Raw genomic sequence first — 26,859 nt, forward strand, 5'->3', positions numbered from 1 at the left:
GGCGTTTTTTATTTCACCAGACAGCGTCCGGTTTACAGCGCCATGTCGGCCGCCGGGTTGCTTTGCGGGGCAGCGGCCGGCTCGATCGGTGCAGGAGCGGAGCCCTGCTGGCTGATCGTCGGTGGCGTGTCCAGTTGCAGGACTTCGCTGGTGTAAGCCCACTCCTGAGCCACACGCTCAGGGCTTTCGTTGAGCTTGCTGCCGTAGCTTGGCACGATCTGATGCAGTTTTTCCTGCCAGGCCGGGGTGGCGACCTTGTCCTTGAAGACCTTCTCAAGCACCGTCAGCATGATCGGCGCGGCGGTCGAGGCACCTGGCGAAGCACCCAGCAGAGCGGCGATGCTGCCGTCCTGGGAGGCGACCACTTCAGTACCCAGCTTCAGGACGCCGCCCTTTTCTTCATCACGCTTGATGATCTGCACGCGCTGGCCGGCCTGCCACAGACGCCAGTCTTGCTGCTTGGCGTCCGGGAAGTACTCCTTCAGGGCGTTGAAGCGGTCTTCGTCCGACTGCATCAACTGGCCGGCCAGGTATTCAACCAGCGGGTACTGTTCGATACCCACCTTGGTCATCGGCCATACGTTGTGGGTCGTGGTGCTGGTCAGCAGGTCGAAGTACGAACCGTTCTTCAGGAACTTGGTAGAGAAGGTGGCGAACGGGCCAAACAAAATCACCCGCTTGCCGTCGAGCACACGGGTGTCCAGGTGCGGCACCGACATCGGCGGTGCGCCAACCGAAGCCTTGCCGTAGGCCTTGGCCAGGTGCATCTGGGCGATGGTCGGGTTCTCGGTCACCAGGAACGAGCCGCCTACCGGGAAACCGGCGTATTCACGAGCTTCCGGGATGTCGGTTTCCTGCAGCAAGTGCAAGGCACCGCCGCCAGCGCCGATGAACACGAACTTGGCGTCGGTCTCGGTTTCGCTACCGTCCTTCAGGTTCTTGTACGAAACGCGCCAGGTGCCGTCTTCGTTGCGGGTGATGTCGCGCACTTCGCTGGACAGCTTGAGGGAGAAGTTTGGTTTGGTTTGCAGGTGAGCAGCAAACTGACGGGTGATTTCGCCGAAGTTCACGTCGGTGCCCAAAGGACTCCAGGTGGCCGCGACTTTCTGGCTCGGGTCACGCCCTTGCATCATCAGCGGTACCCATTTGTTGATCTGCTCGCGATCTTCGGAGTACTGCATGCCGGCGAACAATGGGCTGGCCTGAAGGGCTTCGTAGCGTTTCTTCAGGAACGCGATGTTGTCCTCGCCCCAGACAAAGCTCATGTGCGGCGTAGAGTTGATGAACGAGCGCGGGTTCTTCAGCACGCCGTTCTTGACCTGCCAGGCCCAGAATTGACGGGAAATCTGGAACGCCTCGTTGATCTCGATGGCCTTGGTGATTTCGACCTTGCCATTCTTGTCTTCGGGCGTGTAGTTCAGCTCGGCCAGCGCGGAGTGGCCGGTACCGGCGTTGTTCCAGCCGTTGGAGCTCTCTTGGGCAACACCGTCCAGGCGCTCGACCATTTCCATGGTCCAGTCCGGTTCCAGCTCATTGAGCCAGACGCCGAGTGTCGAGCTCATGATGCCGCCACCAATGAGCAAGACATCCACTTTTTTTGCCTCGGCGGCGTGCGTGGTCGCAAGACCCATCGCCATCGCCAGGCCCAGCAGCGCCGTGTGTGTTTTCTTCAACATGTGTGTATCCCTAGGGTAGAACGCCATTCCGCCCGCCAGTCCGGCAATGATAGACCACGCCATGGCCTGCATACGGCATGACGGGGGTCGAAACGAGACTGGAGGATGGACCTACAGGGGCCGAGAATCATCGGCCTCGCATTTATGTCTCTCCGGCGCTGACTTCTTGTAGGTCTTGGCTTCAGCTGGGTGAGGGACACTGCAAAACGCTTGTAATCGGGCCTGACATGGCCGTGCCCGATTGTCGCAGCGGGGGGAGTTTACAGAATGAACTAAACAGACCGAAGCCCCTTTTTTCATTCAAGGGATAAACACCGACCAAATGAAGGCGTTTTGATAGCGCACTGACTCGAAAATGTGGGAGCGGGCTTGCTCGCGAAAGCGGTGGATCAGCCTGCATCCACATTGAATGTGCCGCCTTCGCGAGCAAGCCCGCTCCCACAGGGGACTTGTGGTGAATGCCGATGAGTTGACCTGCACCTCTCCACTCGCTACCCGAGCAACTGACTCAACACCGCCCGCAATTTGCCGGGCTTGAGCGGTTTGTTGAGCAGTGGTGCATTGAGTTTGCGCAAGGCGCGGCGGCACTGGTCGCTACGATCGGCGGTGATGATCACCGCCGGTATCGTCTGTTGGAAATGCTCGCGCAAGTGCTTGACCACTTCGCACCCGACCACGCCATGATCCAGGTGAAAATCCGCCAGGATCAGTTCCGGCGCACGCCCTTGCAGCACGGCAAAGGCACCCGCCTCGTCCGTGGCGGTCAACACATCACACCCCCACTGCCCGAGCAGCGCAGCCATGCTTTGCAAAATGCTCAGCTCATTGTCGATGACCAGCAGACGGCGTCCAGGCAGTGGGTTTCCGGCGACCATCTGGATGGGGCCCTGGGACATGGGCAGCAGTCTTTCAGCCGACAACGGCACCTCAATGCTGAATACCGAACCGCGCCCCGGCCGGGAACGCACCTGGACCCGATAGTCGAGGATATGGGCGATGCGCTCGACAATCGCCAGCCCCAGGCCGACGCCCTTGCGGTCCGCCGCCCGGCCCACGTCCAATTGGTTGAATTCCAGGAATATCGACTCCAGGCAGTCGGCGGCAATGCCACGCCCCGTGTCCCAGACCTCCAGGCTCAACCGCTCGCCCCGACGCCGCGCAGCCAACAGGATGCCGCCATGGGCGGTGTAGCGACAGGCGTTGCTGAGCAGGTTGCGCAAGATCCGGGTCATCAGCCGCAGGTCGGTCATCACCGTTTCGTCGCCGAAACGTACCCGTAGCTCCAACCCGGCGGCGCCAGCCACTGATTGAAATTCCGAAGCCAGTGGCGCGAGCAGCTCATCCAGCCGATACGGCGCCAGGTCCGGCTTGACCGCAGCCTGGTCCAGCCGGGAAATGTCCAACAGGTCGGTGAGCAGGTCTTCCGCCCCTTCGAGCGCCTGGTGGGTACGCTCCACCAGCACCTGCTCGGACGTGGGCAGCGAGCGTTCGCGTAATGTGGATATCAGCAAACGTGCGGCATTGAGTGGTTGCAGCAGGTCGTGACTGGCGGCGGCCAGGTATTTGTCCTTGCTCCGGTTGGCTGCCTGCGCAGCGTCCCGGGCGTCGCGCAGCTGTTGTTCGATCAGCTCACGCTGGGTGATCTGTTGCTGCAGATTCAGGTTGGCCTCCATCAGCGCGTCGGTGCGCTCGGCCACCCGCTGTTCCAACTGATCGTTGAGCTGTTGCAGGTGTTGCCGGGCCTGTTCCAGTTCATCCAGGCGTGCGGCCAGTTCCGGATAGTGGCTCTTGCGCGTCGAGTGATTGCCCAGTCCCAGCAACCCGGCCAGGGCTTTTTGCTGTTCGTCAGAGGGCTTCGCCATAGACGACCTCGACATCCCGCTGGCTCGACTCCCGAGGGTTGGTGAGAATGCACGGGTCATGCATCGCATGTTGCGACAGGAACGGAATATCCGAAGTGCTCACCCCATGCAGCCCCAGGGTTTCGTGAAAGCCGATGGTGCGTTTGAGGGCAATCAGGTGTTCCACCAGCCGGGTACGGATCTGCCGGTGATTGAGGCCACGGCAATCAATGCCCAGCGTCTGGGCAATCACCTTGAAACGGTCGGGTGCCGAGTTGTAGTTGAACGCCACCACATGCTCCACCAGCACTGCGTTGCACAAGCCATGGGGCAAATCCAGGAAACCGCCCAGGCTGTGGGACATCGCATGCACCGCACCCAGAATCGCGTTGGAGAACGCCAGCCCGGCCTGCATGCTGCCCAGCATGATCTTTTCCCGCAGGGCGACGTCCGCCGGGTTGGCGATCATCTGCACCAGGTTGCCGTTGATCAGGCGCATCGCCTCCAGCGCATGGGGGTCGGTGAGCGGGCCGTGGCCGGTGGAAACAAACGCCTCGATGGCATGCACCAGCGCATCGATGCCGGTGCAGGCTGACAGGAACGGGTCCATGCTCAGGGTCGTTTCCGGGTCGATCAGCGACACGTCCGGCACCGCGGCCTTGCTGACGATGGAGAACTTCATGCGCTCTTGCTGGTTGGAAATGATCACGAACTGCGACACGTCCGCCGAGGTGCCGGCGGTGGTGGGAATCAGGATCAGCGGTGGACTGGGCACGTGCAAGGTGTCCACGCCTTCGAACTCCAGGATATTGCGACCATGGGCAACGACGATGCCGATGCCTTTACCGCAATCCATGGGGCTGCCGCCACCGACCGCGACGATGACATCGCAGTGGTTTTCCCGGTACAGCTCGGCACCGAGCATGACTTCTTCGACCCGGGGATTGGGTGAGACGGCACTGTAGATACAGTAATCGATGGCCTGGGCCTGGAGGCTGGCTTCGACGTCGGCGACCCATCCCGCAGCGATCACGCCGGGATCGGTGACGATCAGCACCTTGCGCGCGCCGAACGTCTTGGCGTAATTGCCGACATTGTGCCGGCAACCGGCGCCAAACATGATTTCAGGTGAAACGAACTTGCGCAGCGGACTGAGACTATGGCTCATCGGTAAGCCTGTTCTTATTGTTCCGGGAATACCCTGAGCCTAAAGCATCCCACCGTGATTGCAATCAGACCAAATGGGTAGCCCGGCCTGAACCTCTCAGGCCGGGCCAACGCTCATCGGTTGGCGAAGTACATCGTCACTTCAAAGCCTATACGCAGGTCGGTGTACGCGGGTTTAGTCCACATGGGTCTTTCCTCTTCTTGTACCGGGCCATTCCGGCAAGGTCATTAATGCACAGGGCGCCCAGAGCTCGAATGCTACTTTCGAAGCGGTGGGTGGGGTGCGTTGGTAGCAATGCTTGGCCTGTACAAATCCAATGTGGGAGCGGGCTTGCTCGCGAAGACGGTGGATCAGGCACTGATCGAGTGACTGTGCCGCCGCTTTCGCGAGCAAGCCCGCTCCCACATTTGGTTTTGCGGTGCTTCTTGGTTAGAAGAACCCCAACGGATTAATGTCGTAGCTCACCAGCAGGTTCTTGGTCTGCTGATAGTGGTCGAGCATCATCTTGTGGTTCTCCCGACCGACGCCGGACTTCTTGTAGCCGCCGAACGCAGCGTGGGCCGGGTACAGGTGGTAGCAGTTGGTCCACACACGCCCGGCCTTGATCGCCCGGCCCATGCGGTAGGCGCGGTTGATGTCGCGGGTCCACAAGCCGGCACCGAGGCCGAATTCGCTGTCGTTGGCAATCGCCAGGGCTTCGGCTTCGTCCTTGAAGGTGGTGATGCCTACTACCGGGCCGAAGATTTCTTCCTGGAACACACGCATCTTGTTGTGGCCCTTGAGCAGGGTCGGCTGGATGTAATAACCACTCGACAAGTCCCCCTCAAGGCGCTCTGCCGCACCGCCGGTGAGCAGCTCTGCCCCCTCTTCCCGAGCAATCTCCAGGTACGAAAGGATCTTGTCGTATTGCTGCTCGGAGGCCTGGGCGCCCACCATGGTGTCGGTGTCCAGCGGGTCGCCACGCTTGATCCTGGCGATCTTTTTCATGACCTCGGCCATGAACGGTTCATAGATCGACTCCTGCACCAGTGCCCGGGACGGACAGGTGCAGACTTCACCCTGGTTGAAGAACGCCAGCACCAGGCCTTCGGCGGCCTTCTCGATGAAGGCCGGCTCGGCCTGCATGATGTCTTCGAAGAAGATGTTCGGCGATTTGCCGCCCAGCTCCACGGTGGACGGGATGATGTTCTCGGCCGCGCATTTCATGATGTGCGAGCCCACCGGGGTGGAGCCGGTAAAGGCGATCTTGGCGATCCGCTTGCTGGTGGCCAGGGCTTCACCGGCTTCGCGACCAAAACCATGGACAATGTTCAGCACACCGGCTGGCAGCAGGTCGGCAATCAGTTCGGCGAAGATCATGATCGACAGCGGCGTCTGCTCCGCCGGCTTGAGCACGATGCAGTTTCCGGCGGCCAGGGCTGGGGCGAGTTTCCAGGCGGCCATCAGCAGCGGGAAATTCCACGGAATGATCTGCCCGACCACGCCCAGCGGCTCGTGAAAATGATAGGCGGTGGTCAGCTCATTGATTTCGGCTGCGCCGCCCTCTTGGGCGCGGATGCAGCCGGCAAAGTAACGGAAGTGGTCGGCCGACAGCGGCACGTCGGCGTTGAGGGTTTCGCGCACCGCCTTGCCATTGTCCCAAGTCTCGCTGACGGCAAGGATTTCCAGGTTCTGCTCGATGCGATCGGCGATCTTCAGCAGCACCAGGGAGCGGTCCTGGGCTGAGGTCTTGCCCCAGGCATCGGCCGCGGCATGGGCTGCATCCAGGGCCTTGTCGACATCCGCGGCGCTGGAGCGCGGGAATTGCGCAATGACTTGGCCATTGACCGGGGACGTATTGGTGAAGTATTCGCCATTGACCGGCGCGACGAATTCGCCGCCGATGAAATTGCCATAGCGCGGCTTGAAGGTAACGACGGCGCCTGGGGTTCCGGGTTGTGCGTAGATCATAATGGGCCTCTGCCTGGTCGATGCCTGTCACGGGACAGGCGATAGGCCGATGGTAGAGAGCCTCGCGCGGTGGACGAATGCGTCGTTGGCAGGGGGGCTCTCGTTATTTGGTCGTAGATTTGTGGATTTTTCAGGACACGAAAAGCGGGAACAAGCGCTGCCTTTGTGGCGAGGGGATTTATCCCCGCTCGAGTGCGCAGCGCTCGCAAAGATTTTGGGGCCGCTTCGCAGCCCAGCGGGGCGGTGCGACGTTTCGCTAAATCCCCTCGCCACAAAAGCAGCACCCGGCTCAATGACAACTCAGCGCTTGGCCACCAACTCTTTCGGCAACTTGAAGGTCCAGAGCATCCCGCCCTGATTGAAGTCCTTCACGCGCTTGGCCACTTCGCCCCCCCACAACGGCACCGCGCCACCCCAGCCCGAGAGCACGGAGACATATTGCTCGCCGTCCATTTCCCAGGTGATGGGCGAACCGAGCACGCCGGAGCCGGTCTGGAATTCCCAGACCTTTTCCCCGGTCTTGGCGTTGAAGGCCTGCAGGAAACCTTCAGGCGTGCCGGTGAAGACCAGGTTGCCCTTGGTGGTCAGCACCCAACCCCACAGTGGCGCGTAGTTCTTGTGGCGCCAGACTTCCTTGCCGGTCTTGGGGTCGATGGCCCGCAACACGCCAATGTAGTCTTCGTTCAGCGGTTTGATGGTGAAACCGGCCCCCAGGAACGCCGCGCCCTTCTTGTAGGCGATGCCTTCGTTCCAGATGTCCATGCCCCACTCGTTGGAGGGCACGTAGAACAACCCGGTGTCCTGGTTGTAAGCCATGGGCATCCAGTTCTTCGCCCCGAGGAAGGCCGGCGCGACAAACACCGAGCCGCCCTTGGCTTCGCTGCCTGGCGCGCCCGGACGGCCGGCCTCGTTGTAGATCGGCCGCCCGTCCTTGTCCAGGCCACTGGCCCAGGTGATCTTGTCGACAAACGGGAAGCCACGGATGAACTTGCCGTTGGTGCGATCGAGCACGTAGAAGAAGCCGTTACGGTCGGCGGTGGCCGCGGCCTTGATGTCCTTGCCCCCTTCCTTGTAGTTGAAGGAGATCAGCTCGTTGACGCCGTCATAGTCCCAGCCGTCGTGAGGAGTGCTCTGGAAGTGCCATTTGATGCTGCCGTCGTCCGGGTTAAGGGCCAGGCGCGACGAGGAGTAAAGGTTGTCGCCGGGGCGCAGATGGGAGTTCCACGGTGCCGGGTTACCGGTGCCAAACAGCAGCAGATTGGTTTCCGGGTCGTAGTAGCCGCCCAGCCAGGGCGCGGCACCACCGGTTTTCCAGAGATCTCCCGGCCAGGTCTTGCCGGCTTCACCACCGGAAATGCCATTCTCGATAGCCTTGCCGTCCTTGTAGACATAACCCATGTGCCCTTCCACGGTCGGGCGGGTCCACAGCAGCTCGCCGTTTTTCGGGTCGTAGGCGCTGATCTTGCCCACCACGCCAAACTCACCGCCCGCCACGCCGGTGATCAACTTGCCGTTGATGACCATGGGCGCGGCACTGATGGAATAACCTTCCTTGTGGTCAGCGACCTTCTTGCTCCACACCACTTTGCCGGTGTCTTTGTTCAACGCCACCAACTTGGCGTCCAGGGTGCCGAAGTACACCAGGTCGCCATACAGCGCCACGCCACGGTTGATCACGTCGCAGCAAGGACGGATGTCATCGGGCAGGCGCGCGTCGTACTGCCAGAGTTTCTTGCCGGTGCGTGCATCCACCGCGAACACTCGCGAATAGGAGCCGGTGAGGTACATCACCCCATCCTTGACCATCGGCTGCGCCTGCTGGCCGCGCTGTTTCTCACCGCCAAAGGAAAACGCCCAGACCGGCCGCAGCTCCTTGACGTTATCGGTATTGAGGGTCGCCAGTGGACTGTAGCGCTGGCCCTGAACGCCCAGGCCGTTGGTCACAATCTGCTGGGGGTTTTTCGGATCCTGGAAGATCTCCTGATCGGTCACGGCGGCGAGGGCCGAACCGGACAGCAGCATGGCACTGAGCAGCAGGCTCACGGCGAAGGGTTGGCGACGTGCGGGATGACTCATGACGGCTACCTCTGCGGTTATTGTTATACCCGGGAAATTTTCCCGGTCTGTCGCAGATTCTTGGGCCCACAGCCCCTGGCAACAATTGCCCGCTGTGTTGAGTTTTCTAGTTCCTTGGTACATGTGGGGGGGGGGACAGTGCCTGTATCCACACTCCCTGCGGCATGTACCAACCCTTGTGGCGAGGGGATTTATCCCCGCTGGGCTGCGCAGCAGCCCCCTGAGTCAGTTCGGTCACCCCAACAGCCAGAAAAGATAGAGGGCCGCTTCGCGCCCCAGCGGGGATAAATCCCCTCGCCACAGGGGTATGCCTTCAGTCAGGGTCGTGGGCATCCACCCGCGTCATCCCCGCCCGCTCATAGCGCGGATACAGATGGCTGACACTGCGAATCAGCTCATAGCGACTCAGGCTGATCCCGGCAAAACGTTGGGGAATGGGGCTGCGGATCATCTCGGCCATGTCATCGCCACGGGCCGCGCCGTCGCGCATCAATTGGTCGAGCCAGCCCAGGTAATCGCGCATCTGCGCAAACGGCTGCGGGTCAGTCGCGACCGGGCCATGACCGGGGACGATCTGCTTCCAGGGCAAGGCTTGCAGGGTGTCCAGGTCCTGGCGCCACACCTCAAGCCCCGGGCTGTTGGGGGTGGTCAGCGCCCGCTGGTAAAACACCAGGTCGCCGGCGAACAGCACGCCGGTGGTTTCATCAAGGATCGCCAGGTCCGCCCCGGTGTGCCCGGCCAGTTCCAGCAACCGCAAGGAATGACCGCCCACCTTCAGCGGCCCGGGAACCAGCACCTGGTTCGGCAACACCACTTCGGTGCCACGCATCCAGTCACCAACCAGCCGATACATGTTCTCGGCCATGGCATCGCCCTGCTCGCGCAACAGCTGCGTGGTCCCCGCCAGCGCCCCGATGGACACGTCGCTGAAAGCCTGGTTGCCCAAGACATGGTCGGGGTGATGATGAGTCAGCAATACCTGGATCACCGGTTTATCGGTGGTCGCGGCAATCGCCTGGCGCAAGGCCTGCCCGTAGCGCCGGGACGGGCCGGTGTCGATGACCACCACGCCGGCCTCGGTGACAATGAAAGCGGTGTTGACGATGTTGCCGCCGTTGTCCTTGGCAAAATTGTCCGTGCTGCCTTCCAGCAGCCAGGTGCCGTCGGCGATCTGCCGGGGCGTGAGTGCATAGTCCGGTCCGGCCCATGTCGGCAGGCACAGGCCCAGCCAGATCAGCAACAACCAACGCATGGCGCGCTCCTTGTGGTCAGGGGACCGTTGCCTCGAATTCATTGCCGCTGTTGTCACGCAACAACAGGCGGGTCTGCCCGGGGCCTTGAATATCGAAGCTCAGGTTGGGGTTTTCACTGACGGCCGGGAACAGCTCCAGGCGCGCCAGCACCTGGCCGTCGGCGTCCAGCAACTGCGCCTGGTTGAGGTAAAACTCAGGGATGCCGCTCACCAGCCCATTGTCCATCGGGTGGGCCACTTGCAGGCGCAGGCGACTGTCTTCACCTCGGGGGTAACGGGCTCCCAGCACTTCGCCCAGGTGTTCTTCCCAGCCCGGTTGGGTGCGCACAACGCTTGGCGCGGTGCAGCCGCCACCGGCCGCGTCGATCAACGTCGAGCCGACGTGCCACAAACCATCACGGGTCTGCACGGCAGCGCGCAACGGCGTGGCCTGCTCGATACGAATACGGATCGACAGCCAGGGCAGCACCCGCTCCCCCGGCTGGAAATCGACGATTTTGGGCAACGGGTTCAGCTCGGCCCAAACCAGCATGCGCACCACATCGCCGGTGAATGCGCGGGCATCGATCTGCAGCGGCACCTGGCGCGCGTCTTCAGCAAAAGGGGGCGCCAGCAACCGGACCCGGTCGTCGAACACGAAGGGCGCCTCACCCAGCAGTTGTTTGTGGTAGAAGGCCCACATCACCGAGGGCACCGGGTCCTTCCCGGTTTCGAGCGCCGGCGCCGTCAACGGCAGGCAGCACAACAGCAGACCAAACGCTCGCCAGTTCATCCCTGCACTCCTATTGATACATGTCGGGCACTTCGTAACGCAGGCCGTAGTGGGCATAGATGGTTTTGAGACTGCCGTCGCGGATCAACCCTTCCAGCGCTTCTTCCACCGCATAAGCCAACTGCCGGTTGCTCTCATGCACCGCCATGCCGATTTCCCAACGTTGCTTGCCCATGTTCGGGTAAGCATTTTCAGCCAATGCCAGTTGTGGATCGGCCGCCTCGTGAAGTTGCCAGTCGATCTCCCCGCGCATGGCCATGACGGCGTCGACCTGCCCGGCCCGCATGGCCTTGAACGCCTGGCCTACGCCGGGGAAGTGATGGGTCCTGTCGCTGAGCATGCCGTCGAACACCGAGGTCAGGTAGAACGACGGCACGCTGTCGACCTCAACGCCAATGGGATGCTGCTGGAATACTGCGACACTGGCTACGCTCTCAAGCCGTCGGCGGTCGTACGCCACTTGCCAGCACTCCTGCTGATAAGGCCCGAACATGGCGACCTGGGCATTTTCCAGTTCGCCGATGTCGTTGCGCTTTTGCACGTAGTCACGATCGTAAGGCACGCGCATCATCAGGTCGGCCAGTTGCCGACCATGCAACGCGCTGCTGCGCCAGATGTAATCGCGCAGGTCGTCATCGAGCTTTTCGCCGGGCGGTGCCCAGATCAATCGCAGGCGCACGCCAAGGGCTTTGGCCAGGGCCTGGGCCAGCTCTACGTCCACGCCCCGGGGCTGGCCGTGGTCTTCGAAGCTATAGGGGGCGAAATCCTTGTACACCGCCACCTTCAGCTCGCCGGCGGCGATCATTTCGTCGTAGTTGCGCACCTGTGCCTGAACCGTCTGGCCACACAGCAACAGGCTGCAGAATATCCACGCGAACAGGCGCATGGCGATCACTCCTCGACGTGCACGCTGTCGAGATAGGTGCGCACCGCCCATAAGGCTTCCTGGCTCAAATAGTCCGCCATTTTCGGCATGTAGACCCGGCCGTCGCGCACCGCGCCATGGCGCACGCGCTCGACAAACCACTCATCTCCGGCTTCGGCGGCGTCCAGCAGGCGCAGGTCCGGCGCGATCCCGCCAGACTTGGCTTCCAGGCCGTGGCACGCGGCACAGTTCTGGTTGTAGGCCGAGGAGCCGATTTCCACGGCCTTGTCCCGCTCAGGAGAGCTGCGATAGGGGTTCTGGGCGACCCAACCATCCCCGTCCAACGGCAGGCCGGTGTCCTTGATCGCGGTCAGCCCTTTGGTTTCCACTGCCTGGGGCACTACGTTGCCATGGGCCCACACGGAGCCTGCGCCGGTCAGCCCTATCAGCAATGCGGTAGCGATGATGGCGTTGCGTTTTGTTGTCATTGTTATGCCCTCGAATTTGCACGCAAGACCTCTCTACAGAGGCCGTGCCGTCATCTTAGGAACGCCTGCGCCCCGGCCGAATGCTGCTTTGGTGGCCGCACTCTAGTTCCTTGGTAGCGGGTCATCCGGCGCGGTTCGCAAAGACAGCCCGTTCGGGAAGTCTTCCCGGCAAGGGCGGGACTTTTTCCGTATCGGTAGAGCCCTGGCGCGACCCAACCTAGTCAGGCCAAAACCTCACTGGGAATGCCCACCATGACAATAAAAACGCTCCCCGCCCTCTCTTCCCTGACCGTCGCCTTGTTGCTGGCCGGTAGCCTGTCGTTGAGTCCCCTGGCCAACGCCGCAGCGCCCGGGGTCACCTGGGAAGACATCGCCAACGACCACCTGACCACCCGCGACGTATTGCAATACGGCATGGGCACCAATGCCCAGCGCTGGAGCCCGCTGGCCCAGGTCAATGACAAGAACGTGTTCAAGCTCACGCCGGCCTGGTCTTACTCATTCGGCGACGAAAAGCAGCGCGGCCAGGAATCCCAGGCCATCGTCAGCGACGGCGTGGTGTACGTCACCGGCTCTTACTCGCGGGTGTTCGCCCTCGACGCCAAGACCGGCAAACGCCTGTGGACCTACAGCCATCGACTGCCGGACAACATTCGCCCGTGCTGCGACGTGGTCAATCGGGGCGCGGCCATCTACGGCGACAATATCTACTTCGGCACGCTGGATGCGCGGGTTGTCGCCCTGAATAAAAACACCGGCAAAGTGGTGTGGAACAAGAAGTTCGGCGACCACGCCGCCGGCTACACCATGACCGGCGCCCCGGTGCTGATCAAGGACAAAACCAGCGGCAAGGTGCTGTTGATCCATGGCAGTTCCGGGGATGAGTTCGGCGTGGTCGGCCAACTGTTCGCCCGGGACCCGGACACCGGTGAAGAGGTCTGGATGCGACCTTTCGTCGAAGGCCACATGGGCCGTCTCAATGGCAAGGACAGCACGCCGACCGGCGATGTGAAAGCCCCGTCCTGGCCCGACGACAAAACCACCGAGACCGGCAAGGTCGAGGCCTGGAGCCACGGCGGCGGCGCGCCTTGGCAGAGCGCCAGTTTCGACCCCGAGAGCAACACCATCATCGTCGGCGCCGGCAACCCGGGGCCATGGAACACTTGGGCGCGCACGGCCAAGGATGGCAACCCGCAGGACTACGACAGCCTCTACACCTCCGGCCAGGTGGGGGTTGACCCAAGCACTGGCGAGGTGAAGTGGTTCTACCAGCACACGCCCAACGATGCCTGGGATTTCTCCGGCAACAACGAGCTGGTGCTGTTCGACTACAAGGACAAGGACGGCAAGCTGGTCAAGGCCACCGCCCACGCCGACCGCAACGGTTTTTTCTACGTCGTGGACCGCAACAACGGCAAGCTGCAGAACGCCTTCCCTTTCGTCGACAACATCACCTGGGCCAGCCACATCGATCTGAAGACCGGCCGCCCAGTGGAAAATCCCGGTCAGCGTCCGGCCAAGCCACTGCCGGGTGAAACCAAGGGCAAACCGGTGGAAGTTTCACCGCCGTTCCTCGGTGGCAAGAACTGGAATCCCATGGCCTACAGCCAGGACACCGGGCTGTTCTACATCCCTGGCAACCAGTGGAAAGAGGAGTACTGGACCGAAGAAGTGAATTACAAGAAAGGCTCGGCCTACTTGGGTATGGGCTTTCGCATCAAACGCATGTATGACGATCACGTCGGCAGCCTGCGGGCGATGAACCCCACCACCGGCAAGGTGGTCTGGGAGCACAAGGAAGCCTTGCCGCTGTGGGCCGGAGTGCTCGCCACCAAGGGTAATCTGGTGTTCACCGGCACCGGCGACGGCTTCTTCAAGGCCTTCGACGCCAAGACCGGCCAGGAACTGTGGAAGTTCCAGACCGGCAGCGGCATCGTCTCCCCGCCCATCACCTGGGAACAGGACGGCGAGCAATACATCGGCGTGACCGTCGGCTATGGCGGCGCCGTGCCGTTGTGGGGCGGCGACATGGCCGAGTTGACCAAACCGGTGGCCCAGGGCGGGTCGTTCTGGGTGTTCAAGATTCCGAGTTGGGATAACAAGGTAGCCCGCCAATAACCCTTGCGGGAGCAAGCCTGCTCGCGATAGCGGTGGTTCAGTTGGCAGTGATGTTGAATGTGCCGACGGCTTCGCGAGCAAGCCCGCTCCCACAGTTGATGGTTGTCGGACACAGAATTTGTGTCCGCCGCAGATCCCTTGTGGGAGCGAGCCTGCTCGCGATAGCGGTGGTTCAGTTGCCAGTGATGTTGAATGTGCCGCCTGCTTCGCGAGCAGGCTCGCTCCCACAGTTGATGGTTGTCGGACACAGAATCTGTGTCCGCCGCAGATCCCTTGTGGGAGCGGGCTTGCTCGCGAAAGCGATGGTTCAGTCAGCGCTGATGTTGAATGTCCCTCCGCCATCGCGAGCAGGCTCGCTCCCACAGTCAACCGAGTTTACTGCCATGAGATTTCTCCCTCTGCTGCTTCTGCTCATCGGCGCCCATGCCAGCGCCGAAGACCCCGACACTCCCCTGACCATCAACGGCTGCATCATCGCCGAATCCAGCCAATGCCCTGGCGCCGACCTTCGCGGTGCCCGGCTGGCCAACCAGGACCTGCGCAAAATGAACCTCAGCGGCGCCGACCTGCGCGACGCCGATCTGCGCCATGCGCGCCTGGACCTGGCCAACCTGGAAAAGGCCCGTCTGCAAGGCGCCAACCTGACCCGCGCCAGCTTGCAGCAAAGCAACCTGCGCCTGGCGAACTTGCGTGGTGCCACGCTCAAGGCGATCCAGGGCTGGGGCCTGTTTGCCCAGGGCGCCCAGTTCCAGAAAGCAGACCTGAGCGCCGCGTACCTTCAATTCGCCCGACTGTCCGGCGCCCGAATGCACGAAACCAACCTGCAAGCCGCCGACCTGGAGATGGCCTGGCTGAGCAAGGCAGACCTCAAGGGCGCCGACCTGCGCGACGCCAACCTGCAGGAAGCCAAGCTTGGCGAAAGTAACCTGGAAGGCGCCAACATGAGCGGCTCACGCCAGCATTACGGGAATTTTCAGGATGCGAATATGCAAGGGTGTACGGGCTGCCCGGTGTCCTGGGATCAATGAAGTCTCCAGATACACACAAAGCCTTGTGGCGAGGGGATTTATCCCCGCTGGGCTGCGTAGCAGCCCTAAAGCCTGAAGCCTCGGTGTGCCAGGTCTATTGAGCTGGCTGTTTTAGGGCTGCTACGCAGCCCAGCGGGGATAAATCCCCTCGCCACAAATGGGTCATTGCTCAGGAATCCGGGATTTACCCCGCTACCCGCACCACGCCCATGTCGATCCCCAGGTGGACCAGTTCGGCATGGGAACTGACCTGCAGCTTGCTCTTGAGCAGCGTCAAGTGATTGGACACGGTCTTGGCGCTGATGCACAGCTGTTCGGCAATGGTGCGCGCCGGGGTGCCTCTGGCGAGCATGACGAAGATCTCCAGCTCACGCTGGGTCATGCATTGCAAGCGCGGGTCGGTGTTGTGCCGAGTGCTGGCGCAAGCCAACTGGGTAGCCAGGGATTGTTCAATGTAAGCATGGCCGGCCAGTACCCGGCGCACGGCCTCCACCAGCACCTGGGGCGCCGAGTTTTTGGTCAGGTACCCCGAAGCACCGGCGTCCAGCGCCTGACGGACCAATGGCAGTTCATCGTGCATGCTGAAGAACAACACTCGCAGTTGCGGCAGGCGCTGGCGCAGGCGCCGGGTGGTTTCCAGCCCACTGATACCGGGCAAGCCAAAGTCCATGATCACCAGATGAGGCACCTGCTCCAGCACTTGACTCAACGCCTCTTCACCGGTGGCGGCTTCCCGCACGTGCAGGTCCGGCATCAGTGCCCGCAAAAGGCTGGCATAGCCCTGCCGAACCACCGCATGATCGTCTACCAACAAGATGTTCATCACGCCTCCAGAGGAATATTCAAGGCCAGCGCCCAACCGGCGCCGGGCTGGCTGATGATGCGCAGTTCGCCACCCAGGCTGCGGGCACGCTCGGACATCGAATGCAGGCCGACGCCCGGTTGATGGGGCGCGGTCGCTCCCCGGCCATTGTCACGCACCAGCAACCGCAAGCGCCCGGCCCGATGTTGCAGGCGAATCCGCACCTGCGTGGCGCCGGCATGCCGGACGACATTGGTCAGGGCTTCCTGCAACAGGCGATACAGGTGGGTCTTGTTCGAGCCGGACAACGGCGGCAACGGCGCGTTGATCCGCAGCTGACAGGCGATGCCCTGGTTTTGCTGCCACTGAGCCACCAGCAATTCGAGGGCCTCGGACAGCGGCAAGTGCTGGAGCACCACCGGATACAGGTCTTGCACCAGCGCACGGAATCCCTGTTGCAGATGCTCGCAATGATCCTCGAGCTGGCTGACGGTCTGCTCCAGCATCGGCGGCTGATCAATCACCAGCCGCAGCAAGCACGCCCGGGCGCGGATTCCTGCCACGTATTGGCCCAGGTCATCGTGCAGGGTCCGGGCCAACTGCGTGCGCTCCTGCTCCTGCACGGCCAGCAGGGCTTGGGTGAGCCGGGTGTTATCGACCTGCGACTGGGCCAGGGCGGCGGTCATGCGATTGAAATGCCCCGCCAATTGCCGGGCCTCCGGGATCGCGTCAGCGGCCAGCCGCACCTGCAGATCGCCGGCAGAGACCTGACGCAGGGCCCGCAGCAATTCATCGAGCAATCCCATGCCCCGGCGCACCGCCCAACGGATCACCAGCAGGCTGACCAACAGCGCCAGCGCACAGACGCCCAGCAGTTGCACCAGGGAATCGAGGATTTCTTCGATTTCGTCCCGAGGATCTACCGCGATCCAGGCCCGTCGACCGTCGCGCAAATCCACCACCTCGGCAGCGGGACCGTCGGCCAGCAACCAGCGGCCAAGCCAGGCGTTCACCCCGCCCTCGATATTCACCGGATGCATCTGCCCCGCCGCCAGCCAGTGAACCCGCACATGACGCAGACTGCCGGTCAACCGCGACTGGAGACTGGCCGGGTTGCGCTCGGCGGTTTCGCTCAGGTAATGCACCACGGACTCGGCCGATTGCAGCTCGCGTTTCACATCGGCCGTGGCTTGATGCAGCAACAGGACCGCACAGGCCAGGGTGACCAGGGCAAAAAACGCCGTCACCCAGAGGTTGATTCGCCAGAGGGCTGACATGGTTAGCAGCCCATTCCCTGGACAACACCACAAAGCAGGTGTCCACCACACTCCCATTGTGGGAGCGGGCTTGCTCGCGAAAGCGGTGGATCAGCTTGCATTGATGTCAATGGTGCTGCCGTCTTCGCGAGCAAGCCCGCTCCCACAATTCCACCGTACATCCTTGGTTGCGCTGACAACCGGTCCACGCCAATCAGACTCAAGATCAGCAGCAACGGCAGAAGCAGGGCTTTGAGAATCCGCACGGTCTGTCCGCTCCTGATGAATGACGATGACTGGCATCCTAAAACCCCAGCGTCGACAGCGGGTTACTACCTTGGTACTGGCCCGGCGGTACTTTCTGCATATTTCCCCCTGGCCACAGGCTTCCTATGCTGGCGCTACCCGCAAATGGAGGTGTTATGCGCCGGCTCGTCAGTTACGCCTTGATCCCTTTGCTCGCAGCAGTCAGCGCCGGCTTGCCGGTCGCCACCCAGGCTGACAACGCCGCGCCGCTGCAAGTGCGCATCGGCTACCTGGGTTACCGCCCCGATCCGGGGCCGCTGCTGTCCAACGTCATTGAAGAGCCCGCCGATGCCGGGCTGCGCGGGGCGCAGTTGGCGATTGTCGACAGCAACAGCACCGGGCGTTTTCTCAAGCACGATTACCAGCTGCAAAGCGCCAGCGTCGACAGCCCGGAAGCCTTGCTCCAGGCCGCCCAAGCGCAGCATGACCAGGGCCTGCGGTTGTTTGTGGTCAACGCGCCGTCCGCCAGCTTGCGCCAGCTCAGTGCCGCCCTGCCCGACAGCCTGCTGTTCAACGCCGGCAGCGCCGACGACAGCCTGCGCACCACCGACTGCCTGGGCAACGTGCTCCACAGCCTGCCCGACCGGGCGATGCTCGCCGATGCCCTGGTGCAGTTCGGCGTCGTACGCAAATGGCAGCGGGCATTACTGATCGTCGGCCAGACAGCCGAGGACCAGGCCTATGCTGCCGCGCTACGACGAGCCATGAAGCGTTTCGGCATGAAGGTCGTCGCGCAAAAAGACTGGCAGTTCGACAACGACCAGCGCCGCAGCGCCCAGGCCGACATGCCTTTGTTCACCCAGACCGCCGAATACGACGTGGTGCTGGTGGCCGACGAGCGCGGCGATTTCGGCGAATACGTGCCCTATCAGACCTGGTACCCGCGTCCGGTGGCCGGCACGCAAGGCCTGACCCCCACTGCTTGGCACAAGACCGTGGAAACCTACGGCGCGGCACAACTGCAAAAACGCTTCGAAGCCCTGGCCGGGCGCTGGATGAACGACCGCGATTTCGCCGCCTGGATCGCCGTGCGCAGCATTGCCAGCGCCGTCAGCAAACTGCGCCAGGACGACCCGTTCGCCATCCGCCAACTGGCGCTGAGCGAGCAGTTGCCGCTGGACGGTTTCAAGGGCCGCAAGCTCAGTTACCGGCCGTGGAACGGGCAACTGCGCCAGCCGATTCCCCTGGTTCAGCCGCGGGCGCTGGTGAGCACCTCGCCCCAGGACGGTTTTCTGCACCCAACCAACGAAATGGACAGCCTGGGCTATGACCGGCCCGAAGTGAGCTGTCGCTACCCCTGATCCCTTCCAGAACAACAATAAGGAAACCGCCATGCGCCGCCCCCTGCTTTACCCGACCCGGTTCCAACCTGCGCTGCTTTGCCAGGCCCTCACCCTGGCGGCGGCGTTGTTCGTCGCCGGCCCCGCCGCCGCCAGTATCGCCTGGGTTTCCAATGAGAAAGACAACAGCCTGAGCCTGATCGACATGCAGAGCCTGGAGGTCATCGAGACCTTGCCGGTGGGCCAACGCCCCCGAGGCCTGTTGCTGTCCCACGACAACCGCTTGCTGTACATCTGCGCCAGTGATTCGGACCGGGTCCAGGTGATGGACGTCGCTACCCGCAAGATCATCAAGGAATTGCCCTCCGGCAAGGACCCGGAGCAATTCGCCTTGCACCCCAATGACCGCTGGCTCTACGTGTCCAACGAAGACGATGCCCTGGTGACCGTGATCGACACCCAGACTTCCGAGGTGCTGGGACAGATCGGCGTCGGCGTCGAGCCCGAAGGCATGGCCGTCAGCCCCGATGGCAAATGGGCGGTCAACACCAGTGAAACCACCAACATGCTGCACTGGATCGACACCAGCACCCAGACCTTGGCCGACAACACGCTGGTGGACCAGCGGCCGCGTTTCGTCGAGTTCAATCGTGACGGTTCGCAGCTCTGGGCCTCGGCGGAAATCGGCGGCACGCTGACGATTCTCGATGTCGCCAGTCGCCAGGTGCTCAAGACGCTGACGTTCCAGATCAAGGGCGTTCACCCCGACAAGGTACAGCCGGTGGGCATCAAGCTCAGCGCCGACGGCAAACTCGCCTTCGTCGCCCTGGGCCCGGCCAATCACGTCGCCGTCATCGATGCCAAGACCTTCGAAGTGCTGGACTACCTGCTGGTGGGGCGGCGCGTCTGGCAACTGGCATTCACCCCCGATCAACGCCAACTGCTGACAACCAATGGCGTCAGCGGCGATGTGTCGGTGATCGACGTGCAGAGCCGCAAGGTGCTCAAGTCGGTCAAGGTCGGGCGTTATCCCTGGGGCGTAGTGGTGACGCCATGAACGCCCTGGAGGTCAGCGACCTGAGCTTCGCCTACGGCGCACGCGAAGCTCTCAGGCAGGTGAATTTCAGCCTGGCACCCGGGGGCTTCGCTGCGTTGCTGGGGCCCAATGGAGCCGGCAAATCGACGCTGATTGCCTTGCTCACGCGCCTGTACGATCTACAGCGCGGTGATGTCCGCGTCGGCGGCCATTCGTTGCAGACCTCGCCGCGGCCGGCCTTGCGCCAGTTGGGCGTGGTGTTCCAACAGAGCACCCTGGACCTGGACCTGAGTGTCGAACAGAACCTGCGTTACCACCTCGCGCTGCATGGTCTGTCGCGGCGCCAGGGCAGTGTGCGCATCGACGCCGAACTGGCCCGCCAGCAGTTGACCGAACGACGCCACGAACGGGTGCGCGCCCTCAATGGCGGCCATCGTCGCCGGGTGGAAATCGCCCGGGCGCTGCTGCATGAACCACGCTTGTTACTGCTCGATGAACCCAGCGTCGGCCTTGATCCGGCCAGCCGCCTGGCCCTGAGCCAACACGTCCGCCAGCTGTGCCGTGAGGGCATCAGTGTGTTGTGGACCACGCACCTGCTGGACGAAGTACAGCCCAGCGACGATCTGCTGATCCTGCATCAAGGCCGCCTCGTTGCCAGCGCACGCGCCGACGCCGTGAGCCAGGCACACGGCGGCACCCTCGGTTCGGCCTTCACCCACCTGACCGCAGCGGGAGTTCACTCATGAATGCGTATTGGCAATGCTTCAGCGGCATCGTGGTGCGTGAATGGCTGCGTTTCGTGCTGCAACGCACACGGTTTCTCAGTGCCCTGGTACGGCCGCTGTTGTGGCTGCTGGTGTTCGCCGCCGGCTTTCGTGCGGCACTGGGCATCGCCATCATTGCCCCCTATGACACCTACATCCCCTACGAGGTGTACATCGTGCCTGGCCTTGCCTGCATGATCCTGTTGTTCAATGGCATGCAGGGTTCGCTGGCGATGGTCTATGACCGGGAAATGGGCAGCATGCGCGTGCTGCTCACCAGCCCCCTGCCGCGGGCCTTCCTGCTGGCGAGCAAGTTGCTGGCCACCTCGTTGATTTCGCTGTTGCAGGTCTACGCATTTCTCGCCATTGCCTGGCTGTACGGCATCCAGCCACCGGCCATGGGCCTGGTGCTGGCGTTTCCGGCGCTGCTGCTGGTGGCCCTGATGCTCAGCGCCCTGGGCCTGCTGTTGTCCAATGCCATCCGGCAACTGGAAAACTTTGCCGGGGTGATGAATTTCGTGATCTTCCCGATGTTCTTCCTGTCCTCGGCACTGTATCCGTTGTGGAAAATGCTGGAGGCCAGCCCTTGGTTGTACTGGTTGTGCGCGGTGAATCCGTTCACCCATGGAGTGGAGCTGGTGCGTTATGCGCTGTATGAACGGTTCAATCTGCTGGCGATGCTGGTGTGCGCGGGCTTGACCCTGGTGTTCGCTCTACTGGCGGTGTGGACGTTCAATCCGCAGCATGCGGCGTTGCGTAAGGCGGGTTGACCCGGCCAATGCCAAACTCCGGTGGGAGCGGGCTTGCTCGCGAAGACGGCGGCACATTCAACATAGATGCAAGCTGAACCACCGCTTTCGCGAGCAAGCCCGCTCCCACAAGGGTTATGTGCATGCCTTCACTATCGCGCGGGCCTTTAACACTCAAATTACGACTTTAGTACCGGTTTTCCTGTCTATGGTCGCATTCACAAGACCTCGACCCTGGCATGTAATGGGCGCATAACAAAAAGGATAAATTCCTATGCCCCGTTTGCTGGTGATCGTCTTGCTGGGCCTGTCGCTGACTGTCGCCCAGGCTGATACTGCGCTGTTCTCCGCACAGGGCTATCGCATTGCCCAGTATCGCAGCCCGACGCCCGCGGCCGTGGATGGCGCAGAAACGCTCGATACCCAGGCACTGCAACAGCTGATGGAGCACACACCGTCTGCGATCCTGATCGACGTCTACCGCCGCCCCTGGCTCCAGGGACGCTTCATCGACAACGAGCCCCACGCCAACCTCCCCGGCAGCCTGTGGCTGGCCAATACCGGCGACGGCGACCTCGACCCGACCTGGCAAAATTACTTCAACCATCACCTGGGAAAAGCCACTGGCGGGCGGGCGGATCAACCATTGGTCTTTTATTGCCGCTCTGATTGCTGGTTGAGCTGGAACGCGGTAAAACGCGCCGCCGCCATGGGCTATAAACAGTTGTATTGGTACCGCGACGGCCTCGACGCCTGGGAGGCGGCCCATCTGCCCCTGCAAGCGGCCCGACCCGAACCCTTTCCCTGATCCAAATGAGTGCGTGCACCCGCCCCCCACACGACAATAACGAGGTGAATGGCCATGTATAAAATCCTGATAGCCGACGATCACCCACTGTTTCGCGAAGCCATCCACAACGTCATCAGCGACGGTTTTCCTGGCAGCGAGGTGATGGAAACCGCCGATCTGGACAGCGCCCTGGCGCTGACCCGCGAGCACGATGACCTCGACCTGATCCTGCTGGACCTGAACATGCCCGGCATGCACGGCCTCAACGGCCTGATCAACCTGCGCAACGAGGCGCCGACCATCCCCGTGGTGATCGTCTCCGCCGAGCAGGACAAACAGGTGGTGCTGCAAGCCATCACCTACGGCGCGGTGGGGTTCATCACCAAGTCCTCACCGCGCTCGCAGATGACCGACGCCATCGAGCAGATCCTCAACGGCAATGTGTACCTGCCACCGGACATCATCCGCACGCAAAAAAGCCCGATGGGCCGCCGCCTGAACGAAACCCGGGCCTTTGCGCCCGAGCTGCTCCAGGCCCTGACCCGCAAACAACTGCTGGTGCTGGAACGCATGACCAAGGGCGAGTCGAACAAACAGATCGCCTACACGCTGGAAATCGCCGAAACCACGGTCAAGGCGCACGTCTCGGCCATCCTGCGCAAGCTCAATGTGCACAATCGGGTGCAGGCGATTCTCAGTGCCGGGGACATTGATTTCGGGGCTTATCTGCGTCGTTGAACCGCTGACACACATCCCTGTGGCGAGGGGATTTATCCCCGCTGGGGTGCGAAGCGGCCCTAAAACCTAAGAACTCGGTCTGCCTGGCAGATCCAGGGGGCTGCTTCACAGCCCAGCGGGGATAAATCCCCTCGCCACAACAGCGTTCGGCTCAATGGCCCTGGGTTTGGCCCAATAAATGACTCATCGCAATCTTCAGTTTCATTGGTCGCACCGGCTTGTGCATCAGGGTGTGGCCGCGTTCGCGGATCTGCTGCTTGAGTTCGTTGCTGTAGTTGGCGGTGATCATCATGGCCGGGATCGCCGAGGCCCGGCGGGCGTTGATCCGGGCCACGGCGTCGACGCCGTTCTGCTCGTTGTCCAGGTGATAATCGGCAATCAGCAGGTCAGCCTCGGCATGGTAGTTGTCCACCTGGCGCGCCAGGTCCTGCTCCGACAGCGCGGTCACCACCCGACAACCCCAACCTTCCAGCAGCGTGCGCATGCCGGCGCAGATGGCTGCGTCGTTATCCAGCACCCAGACCCGCGCCCCGCGCAGGCGCTCAAGCATCGGCTCGCTCATCTCCAGGCTCGGTAACGGCTTGGGCGCGGTGGCGCTCAGGGGCACGTCGATGGAGAACACCGAGCCCTTGCCCGGCCATGAACGCACCTGGATCCGGTGCCCAAGGATCCCGGCGATTTTCTCGACGATCGCCAGCCCCAGGCCCAACCCTCGATCCTGATCCGGGCGCTGCACATCGCCGCGCTTGAACTCCTGGAAGATCTCCTCAAGGCGGTTTTCGGCAATGCCGATGCCGCTGTCCCAGACCTGGATGGACAGGCGCTGACGGTGCCGGCGACAGCCCAACACCACCCGCCCGCTGGGGGTATAGCGAATGGCATTGCTCAGCAGATTGCGCAGGATCCGCGCCAGCAACTGCATGTCGCTGCGCACCAGGGCCGAACACGGCACAAAGTGCAGTTCCAACCCCTCACTGCGTGCGACCTGGACGTATTCGGCAGCCAGGTTGTCGAGCAACTCGCTGAGGGCGAATGGCGCGATATCGGCCTTGATCACCCCGGCATCGAGCTTGGAAATGTCCACCAGCGTGCCCAACAGGTTTTCCACGTCCTGCAACGAGTGGCTGACGTTGCGCACCAGTTGCGCGTTCGCCACCGGCTCCCGGCGCTCGAGCAAGGCGCTGGTGAACAGCCGCGCGGCGTTGAGCGGTTGCAGCAGGTCATGGCTGACCGCCGCGAGGAATTTGGTTTTCGACAGGTTGGCCTGTTCGGCCTCGCGCTTGGCCTCGCGCAAGCGCAACTCCACGCGGCTGCGCTCGTCAATTTCGCGCAATAGCTGGTCATTGAGGGTGGTCAGTTCGGCGGTGCGCTCCTGGACGCGCTGCTCCAGGTTCTGGTAGGCCTGGTGCAGCGCCTCGGCGGTACGACGCCGTTCGGTAATGTCGCGGATCAGCACGAAGATCCCCACCACTTCACCATTGGCCAGCCGATTGGGCACGTAGGAGCGCAGCATATAGCGCTCCTGGTTGTTGATATTGGTTTCGGCAAACTCGAACGTCACGCTCTCACCGGCCAAAGCCCGGGCCACGTAGGCCTCCAGGCGCTGGTAATGCTGTTCGCTGTGGGCCTCGCGCAGGCTCTGGCCGAGCATCACGCCACGGGGCCAGCAATACCATTGCTCGTAGACTTTGTTGGTAAATTCGTAGACCAGGTCGGCATTGAGGTAGGCGATCAGCGCCGGCACGTGGTCGGTAATCAGGCGGATCCAGCGCTCGCTTTCGCTCAGGGTCTCAGCGTGCTGGTAGCGCTCAGTGATGTCGGTGAAGGTGTTGACGTAGCCGCCGGTGGGTAGCGGATGGGTGCGAATCTCCAGGACCCGACCATCCGACAGACGCTGCTCGCTTTCGTGGATAAGCCGGCCATTGCTGTCGCGACTGGCCGGGGTCAACAGTTGCAGTTCACTGTCGGCGATCACCTCGGAAAACGGCCGATGGGCCGCCACCGGCGCCAGACCGCTGAGTTCCAGGAAACGACGGTTCCACAACTCCAGCACACCCTGGGCATTGACCATGGCAACACCCTGGGAAAGGTTGTCCACTGCCCGTTGCAACAAGTGCGATTTCTGCGCGATGGCCTGTTCGCGACGCACGGTTTCACTGAGTTTGACGTCGGTGATGTCGGTAAACAGGATCACCCGTCCGCCTTCCTGGGTTGGCCGCTCGCTGACTTGCAGCCAGCGCCCGTTCTGCAAGCGGTAGAGCACATGCTCATCAGCCTGGCCACGCGGTTCTTCGCTGAACAACCCGTTGGCGGTCATCAGCCGCTTGACCTCGGAAATGCGCATCCCGGCGATAATGCGCACGCGACTGTGGGCCCAAAACGCCTTGAAGCGGCTATTGAACAGGACAATGCGTTGCTGCTCGTCGAACAGCACAAACGCATCGGAAATGCTCTCAATGGCATCGATCAGGTGCCGGTGGGCGGTTTCCGCACGCAACCGCGCTTCGCCCAGCAGGTGATTGCCGGCCTTGAGTTCGGCCATGGCCTGGTTCAGGGCGTCGGTGCGTTCGCGAACCTGCTCGGCCAGCACCACTGAATGCTGGAACGCCGCATACGGGTCGTTGCCCCGCGTCACGCCGGACTCCACCCGTTCGATCAGTGCATCGTTGATGCGCCGCAGTTTGTGGTTTTCGTGCTGGAGGCTGGCGATCTGAGCCTGCAGGTCAGCGATGGCCGGGGACGCGATGGCGGGCAATGGCAACTCCGGTGAAGGTCTGGTTGATGTGCATGCCATTGAACTGTTCTCCATAGGTGTTGAAGCCCATCACGCGATGGTCGCGCAGGAACTGGCCGATCTGCTCCAGGCCACCGCGGTCTTCCAGCTCCAGGCGCCGAAGAAAACAGTCACAGCCGATGGTCAGCAGCAAGTCACCCAGACGCTCCTGCAAGCCGCTGAACAGTTCTTGCAGGTTGTGCAGCAAAGGGCCTGGGGTCATCGCCGTGAGCACGATGCCGTTCTCCACCGCGCAGTAAAAACTCAGGCTCAGGTCCGGGTGCACCTGCTGGATCGCCCGCACGTAGTACTGGTCGTTGATGCGCACCGCCAGCGGATGGGCGGCGAAGACCCGATAGTTCAGCGCGCTCACCGGCACGCCGATGTGCCGGGCATACTCCTCGGCGGCGGGCTCGGCGTTGAGCTCATATACACGCCGTGAGGTGCTGTCGGCCCCGGTCACGACCAACTTCTCCTCCCGAGGCAGGATGTGATGGGTGGTGAACACCTCAAAATCCAGCCAGGTGTTGATCAGCACCACCACGGCCGCGCCGCTGTGGAACTGACCTTCGTAGTACACATGGGTGTGGGTCAGGTAGTTGTCGTCGCCGGCCGAACCGCCGAAATGCGGAATGTCTCCCAGGGCCGCGCTCAGCGCCGCCAGCACCATCTCCTCGCGACTGGACAGGCCATCGAGCAAGGTCAGGGCAAAACTGTGGCCCTTGATCGGCGCCAGCGCATTGCTGCGGCAACCGCTGGCCAGCCGTTCGACCATTTGCTGGGCGTCGATCAGGCTAAAACGCTCCATTTCCCCGATCAGCTCGGCGGCAATGGAAAAATGCCGGTGATCGAAACCCACCGCTGTGACGCAGTTGCGGCCATAGCCTTGGCTGGTGATTTCTCCGGCGCTGGTGCAGCCCACCAGGCGAATCCCGCCGAAGCTCTGTGAGAGCGCCTGGCCAAGAGCCGGTAAATCGTATTCGGCGGAGCAGAAAAACAGCACGAAACCCAAGTGCGGGTGCAGCAACTGCCGCGCCAGCTCCTGGGCAACCTGCTGGACGTTCGTTGCCTGGGACATGGCGCTCATCACACCTTCGCTCTGGGCCTTTAGCATCTTCGCCTCCGACGGGT

The 26,859-nt window shown here is 62.3% G+C and carries 22 protein-coding genes; 8 read left to right on the forward strand and 14 right to left on the reverse strand.

Translation table 11 applies throughout. From position 1 onward, the window contains the following. Positions 1-32: 32 nt before the first annotated feature. The 10 genes from mqo to pedF all read right to left on the reverse strand — a co-directional run bounded on the left by mqo (position 33) and on the right by pedF (position 12,088). Positions 33-1,676 carry a malate dehydrogenase (quinone) gene (gene mqo / locus PSH57_RS15980; protein ID WP_305384081.1) on the reverse strand — a complete coding sequence of 548 codons (1,644 nt, stop codon included), beginning with the start codon at positions 1,674-1,676 and terminating at the stop codon, positions 33-35. A gap of 491 nt (positions 1,677-2,167) precedes the next feature. Then, positions 2,168-3,538 carry a hybrid sensor histidine kinase/response regulator gene (locus PSH57_RS15985; protein ID WP_305384083.1) on the reverse strand — a complete coding sequence of 457 codons (1,371 nt, stop codon included), beginning with the start codon at positions 3,536-3,538 and terminating at the stop codon, positions 2,168-2,170. Then, positions 3,522-4,685 (reverse strand): alcohol dehydrogenase-like regulatory protein ErcA, encoded by a 1,164-nt coding sequence (gene ercA / locus PSH57_RS15990; RefSeq protein ID WP_305384084.1) that lies wholly within the window; start codon positions 4,683-4,685, stop codon positions 3,522-3,524. Before ercA ends, PSH57_RS15985 begins: the two co-directional genes overlap by 17 nt. A gap of 113 nt (positions 4,686-4,798) precedes the next feature. Further along, positions 4,799-4,870 (reverse strand): pyrroloquinoline quinone precursor peptide PqqA, encoded by a 72-nt coding sequence (gene pqqA, locus PSH57_RS15995; RefSeq protein WP_003243383.1) that lies wholly within the window; start codon positions 4,868-4,870, stop codon positions 4,799-4,801. Positions 4,871-5,114: 244 nt separating this feature from the next. Next, positions 5,115-6,635 (reverse strand): acetaldehyde dehydrogenase ExaC, encoded by a 1,521-nt coding sequence (exaC, locus tag PSH57_RS16000; protein ID WP_305384085.1) that lies wholly within the window; start codon positions 6,633-6,635, stop codon positions 5,115-5,117. Positions 6,636-6,935: 300 nt separating this feature from the next. Then, positions 6,936-8,711: a PQQ-dependent methanol/ethanol family dehydrogenase gene (locus PSH57_RS16005; protein ID WP_305444684.1), complete on the reverse strand. Its 1,776-nt coding sequence runs from the start codon at positions 8,709-8,711 to the stop codon at positions 6,936-6,938. Between the two features lie 313 nt (positions 8,712-9,024). Continuing rightward, complete coding sequence (locus PSH57_RS16010; protein ID WP_305384088.1) at positions 9,025-9,963, reverse strand: quinoprotein relay system zinc metallohydrolase 1; 939 nt, start codon at positions 9,961-9,963, stop codon at positions 9,025-9,027. Positions 9,964-9,979: 16 nt separating this feature from the next. After that, positions 9,980-10,735: a quinoprotein dehydrogenase-associated SoxYZ-like carrier gene (locus tag PSH57_RS16015; RefSeq protein ID WP_305384089.1), complete on the reverse strand. Its 756-nt coding sequence runs from the start codon at positions 10,733-10,735 to the stop codon at positions 9,980-9,982. Positions 10,736-10,745: 10 nt separating this feature from the next. Continuing rightward, positions 10,746-11,621: a substrate-binding periplasmic protein gene (locus tag PSH57_RS16020; RefSeq protein WP_305384090.1), complete on the reverse strand. Its 876-nt coding sequence runs from the start codon at positions 11,619-11,621 to the stop codon at positions 10,746-10,748. Positions 11,622-11,626: 5 nt separating this feature from the next. Beyond that, on the reverse strand, positions 11,627-12,088 hold the full coding sequence (pedF, locus tag PSH57_RS16025; protein ID WP_305384091.1) for a cytochrome c-550 PedF: 462 nt from the start codon (positions 12,086-12,088) through the stop codon (positions 11,627-11,629). A 252-nt stretch (positions 12,089-12,340) separates the two neighbouring features. Here pedF and exaA point away from each other — a divergent pair, with 252 nt between their 5' ends. Further along, positions 12,341-14,206, forward strand: coding sequence for a quinoprotein ethanol dehydrogenase (gene exaA, locus PSH57_RS16030; RefSeq protein ID WP_305384093.1), 1,866 nt, complete (start codon positions 12,341-12,343; stop codon positions 14,204-14,206). 383 nt (positions 14,207-14,589) lie between these two features. Further along, positions 14,590-15,234, forward strand: coding sequence for a pentapeptide repeat-containing protein (locus PSH57_RS16035; protein WP_305384094.1), 645 nt, complete (start codon positions 14,590-14,592; stop codon positions 15,232-15,234). Positions 15,235-15,418: 184 nt separating this feature from the next. Here PSH57_RS16035 and PSH57_RS16040 read toward each other — a convergent pair whose 3' ends face one another. Both PSH57_RS16040 and PSH57_RS16045 read right to left on the reverse strand, forming a co-directional pair. Next, positions 15,419-16,057 carry a response regulator gene (locus PSH57_RS16040; RefSeq protein WP_305384096.1) on the reverse strand — a complete coding sequence of 213 codons (639 nt, stop codon included), beginning with the start codon at positions 16,055-16,057 and terminating at the stop codon, positions 15,419-15,421. Continuing rightward, positions 16,057-17,313: a HAMP domain-containing sensor histidine kinase gene (locus tag PSH57_RS16045; protein ID WP_305384098.1), complete on the reverse strand. Its 1,257-nt coding sequence runs from the start codon at positions 17,311-17,313 to the stop codon at positions 16,057-16,059. Before PSH57_RS16045 ends, PSH57_RS16040 begins: the two co-directional genes overlap by 1 nt. Before the next feature lie 401 nt (positions 17,314-17,714). On the opposite strand from PSH57_RS16045, the gene PSH57_RS16050 reads away from it, so the two are divergent. The 6 genes from PSH57_RS16050 to PSH57_RS16075 all read left to right on the forward strand — a co-directional run bounded on the left by PSH57_RS16050 (position 17,715) and on the right by PSH57_RS16075 (position 22,955). After that, complete coding sequence (locus PSH57_RS16050; RefSeq protein ID WP_305415914.1) at positions 17,715-18,899, forward strand: ABC transporter substrate-binding protein; 1,185 nt, start codon at positions 17,715-17,717, stop codon at positions 18,897-18,899. 31 nt (positions 18,900-18,930) lie between these two features. Continuing rightward, positions 18,931-19,935, forward strand: coding sequence for a YVTN family beta-propeller repeat protein (locus PSH57_RS16055; protein WP_305384100.1), 1,005 nt, complete (start codon positions 18,931-18,933; stop codon positions 19,933-19,935). Next, the gene (locus tag PSH57_RS16060) at positions 19,932-20,660 is read left to right on the forward strand and encodes an ABC transporter ATP-binding protein (RefSeq protein ID WP_305384101.1); all 729 of its coding nucleotides are present in this window, start codon (positions 19,932-19,934) and stop codon (positions 20,658-20,660) included. Before PSH57_RS16055 ends, PSH57_RS16060 begins: the two co-directional genes overlap by 4 nt. Then, a complete protein-coding gene (locus PSH57_RS16065) occupies positions 20,657-21,448 on the forward strand; it encodes an ABC transporter permease (protein ID WP_305384102.1) in 792 nt (263 codons plus the stop codon). The genes PSH57_RS16060 and PSH57_RS16065 overlap by 4 nt, the downstream gene beginning before the upstream one ends. 253 nt (positions 21,449-21,701) lie before the next feature. Then, positions 21,702-22,235 (forward strand): PQQ-dependent catabolism-associated CXXCW motif protein, encoded by a 534-nt coding sequence (locus tag PSH57_RS16070; RefSeq protein ID WP_305384103.1) that lies wholly within the window; start codon positions 21,702-21,704, stop codon positions 22,233-22,235. Between the two features lie 54 nt (positions 22,236-22,289). Continuing rightward, entirely contained in the window at positions 22,290-22,955 is a 666-nt protein-coding gene (locus PSH57_RS16075; protein ID WP_305384104.1) for a response regulator transcription factor, read from the forward strand. Positions 22,956-23,106: 151 nt separating this feature from the next. Here PSH57_RS16075 and nahK read toward each other — a convergent pair whose 3' ends face one another. Beyond that, positions 23,107-25,749, reverse strand: a complete 2,643-nt coding sequence (nahK, locus tag PSH57_RS16080; RefSeq protein ID WP_305384106.1) for a hybrid sensor histidine kinase/response regulator NahK/ErcS' — start codon at positions 25,747-25,749, stop codon at positions 23,107-23,109. Beyond that, entirely contained in the window at positions 25,679-26,842 is a 1,164-nt protein-coding gene (nosP, locus tag PSH57_RS16085) for a nitric oxide-sensing protein NosP (protein ID WP_305384108.1), read from the reverse strand. Before nosP ends, nahK begins: the two co-directional genes overlap by 71 nt. Between the last annotated feature and the right edge of the window lie 17 nt (positions 26,843-26,859).

The organism is Pseudomonas hefeiensis, assembly GCF_030687835.1.
GTDB lineage: Bacteria > Pseudomonadota > Gammaproteobacteria > Pseudomonadales > Pseudomonadaceae > Aquipseudomonas > Aquipseudomonas hefeiensis.

Bases quoted from the DNA above. Each gene is read 5' to 3' on its own strand.
- PSH57_RS16005 (WP_305444684.1), bottom strand. From the start codon at position 8,711: ATGAGTCATCCCGCACGTCGCCAACCCTTCGCCGTGAGCCTGCTGCTC.
- exaC (WP_305384085.1), bottom strand. From the start codon at position 6,635: ATGATCTACGCACAACCCGGAACCCCAGGCGCCGTCGTTACCTTCAAG.
- PSH57_RS16035 (WP_305384094.1), top strand. From the start codon at position 14,590: ATGAGATTTCTCCCTCTGCTGCTTCTGCTCATCGGCGCCCATGCCAGC.
- PSH57_RS16055 (WP_305384100.1), top strand. From the start codon at position 18,931: ATGCGCCGCCCCCTGCTTTACCCGACCCGGTTCCAACCTGCGCTGCTT.
- exaA (WP_305384093.1), top strand. From the start codon at position 12,341: ATGACAATAAAAACGCTCCCCGCCCTCTCTTCCCTGACCGTCGCCTTG.
- nahK (WP_305384106.1), bottom strand. From the start codon at position 25,749: ATGGCATGCACATCAACCAGACCTTCACCGGAGTTGCCATTGCCCGCC.
- mqo (WP_305384081.1), bottom strand. From the start codon at position 1,676: ATGTTGAAGAAAACACACACGGCGCTGCTGGGCCTGGCGATGGCGATG.
- pedF (WP_305384091.1), bottom strand. From the start codon at position 12,088: ATGACAACAAAACGCAACGCCATCATCGCTACCGCATTGCTGATAGGG.
- PSH57_RS16045 (WP_305384098.1), bottom strand. From the start codon at position 17,313: ATGTCAGCCCTCTGGCGAATCAACCTCTGGGTGACGGCGTTTTTTGCC.
- PSH57_RS16020 (WP_305384090.1), bottom strand. From the start codon at position 11,621: ATGCGCCTGTTCGCGTGGATATTCTGCAGCCTGTTGCTGTGTGGCCAG.
- PSH57_RS16075 (WP_305384104.1), top strand. From the start codon at position 22,290: ATGTATAAAATCCTGATAGCCGACGATCACCCACTGTTTCGCGAAGCC.
- PSH57_RS16065 (WP_305384102.1), top strand. From the start codon at position 20,657: ATGAATGCGTATTGGCAATGCTTCAGCGGCATCGTGGTGCGTGAATGG.
- PSH57_RS16060 (WP_305384101.1), top strand. From the start codon at position 19,932: ATGAACGCCCTGGAGGTCAGCGACCTGAGCTTCGCCTACGGCGCACGC.
- PSH57_RS16040 (WP_305384096.1), bottom strand. From the start codon at position 16,057: ATGAACATCTTGTTGGTAGACGATCATGCGGTGGTTCGGCAGGGCTAT.
- PSH57_RS16050 (WP_305415914.1), top strand. From the start codon at position 17,715: ATGCGCCGGCTCGTCAGTTACGCCTTGATCCCTTTGCTCGCAGCAGTC.
- nosP (WP_305384108.1), bottom strand. From the start codon at position 26,842: ATGCTAAAGGCCCAGAGCGAAGGTGTGATGAGCGCCATGTCCCAGGCA.
- PSH57_RS16015 (WP_305384089.1), bottom strand. From the start codon at position 10,735: ATGAACTGGCGAGCGTTTGGTCTGCTGTTGTGCTGCCTGCCGTTGACG.
- PSH57_RS16010 (WP_305384088.1), bottom strand. From the start codon at position 9,963: ATGCGTTGGTTGTTGCTGATCTGGCTGGGCCTGTGCCTGCCGACATGG.
- PSH57_RS15985 (WP_305384083.1), bottom strand. From the start codon at position 3,538: ATGGCGAAGCCCTCTGACGAACAGCAAAAAGCCCTGGCCGGGTTGCTG.
- ercA (WP_305384084.1), bottom strand. From the start codon at position 4,685: ATGAGCCATAGTCTCAGTCCGCTGCGCAAGTTCGTTTCACCTGAAATC.
- PSH57_RS16070 (WP_305384103.1), top strand. From the start codon at position 21,702: ATGCCCCGTTTGCTGGTGATCGTCTTGCTGGGCCTGTCGCTGACTGTC.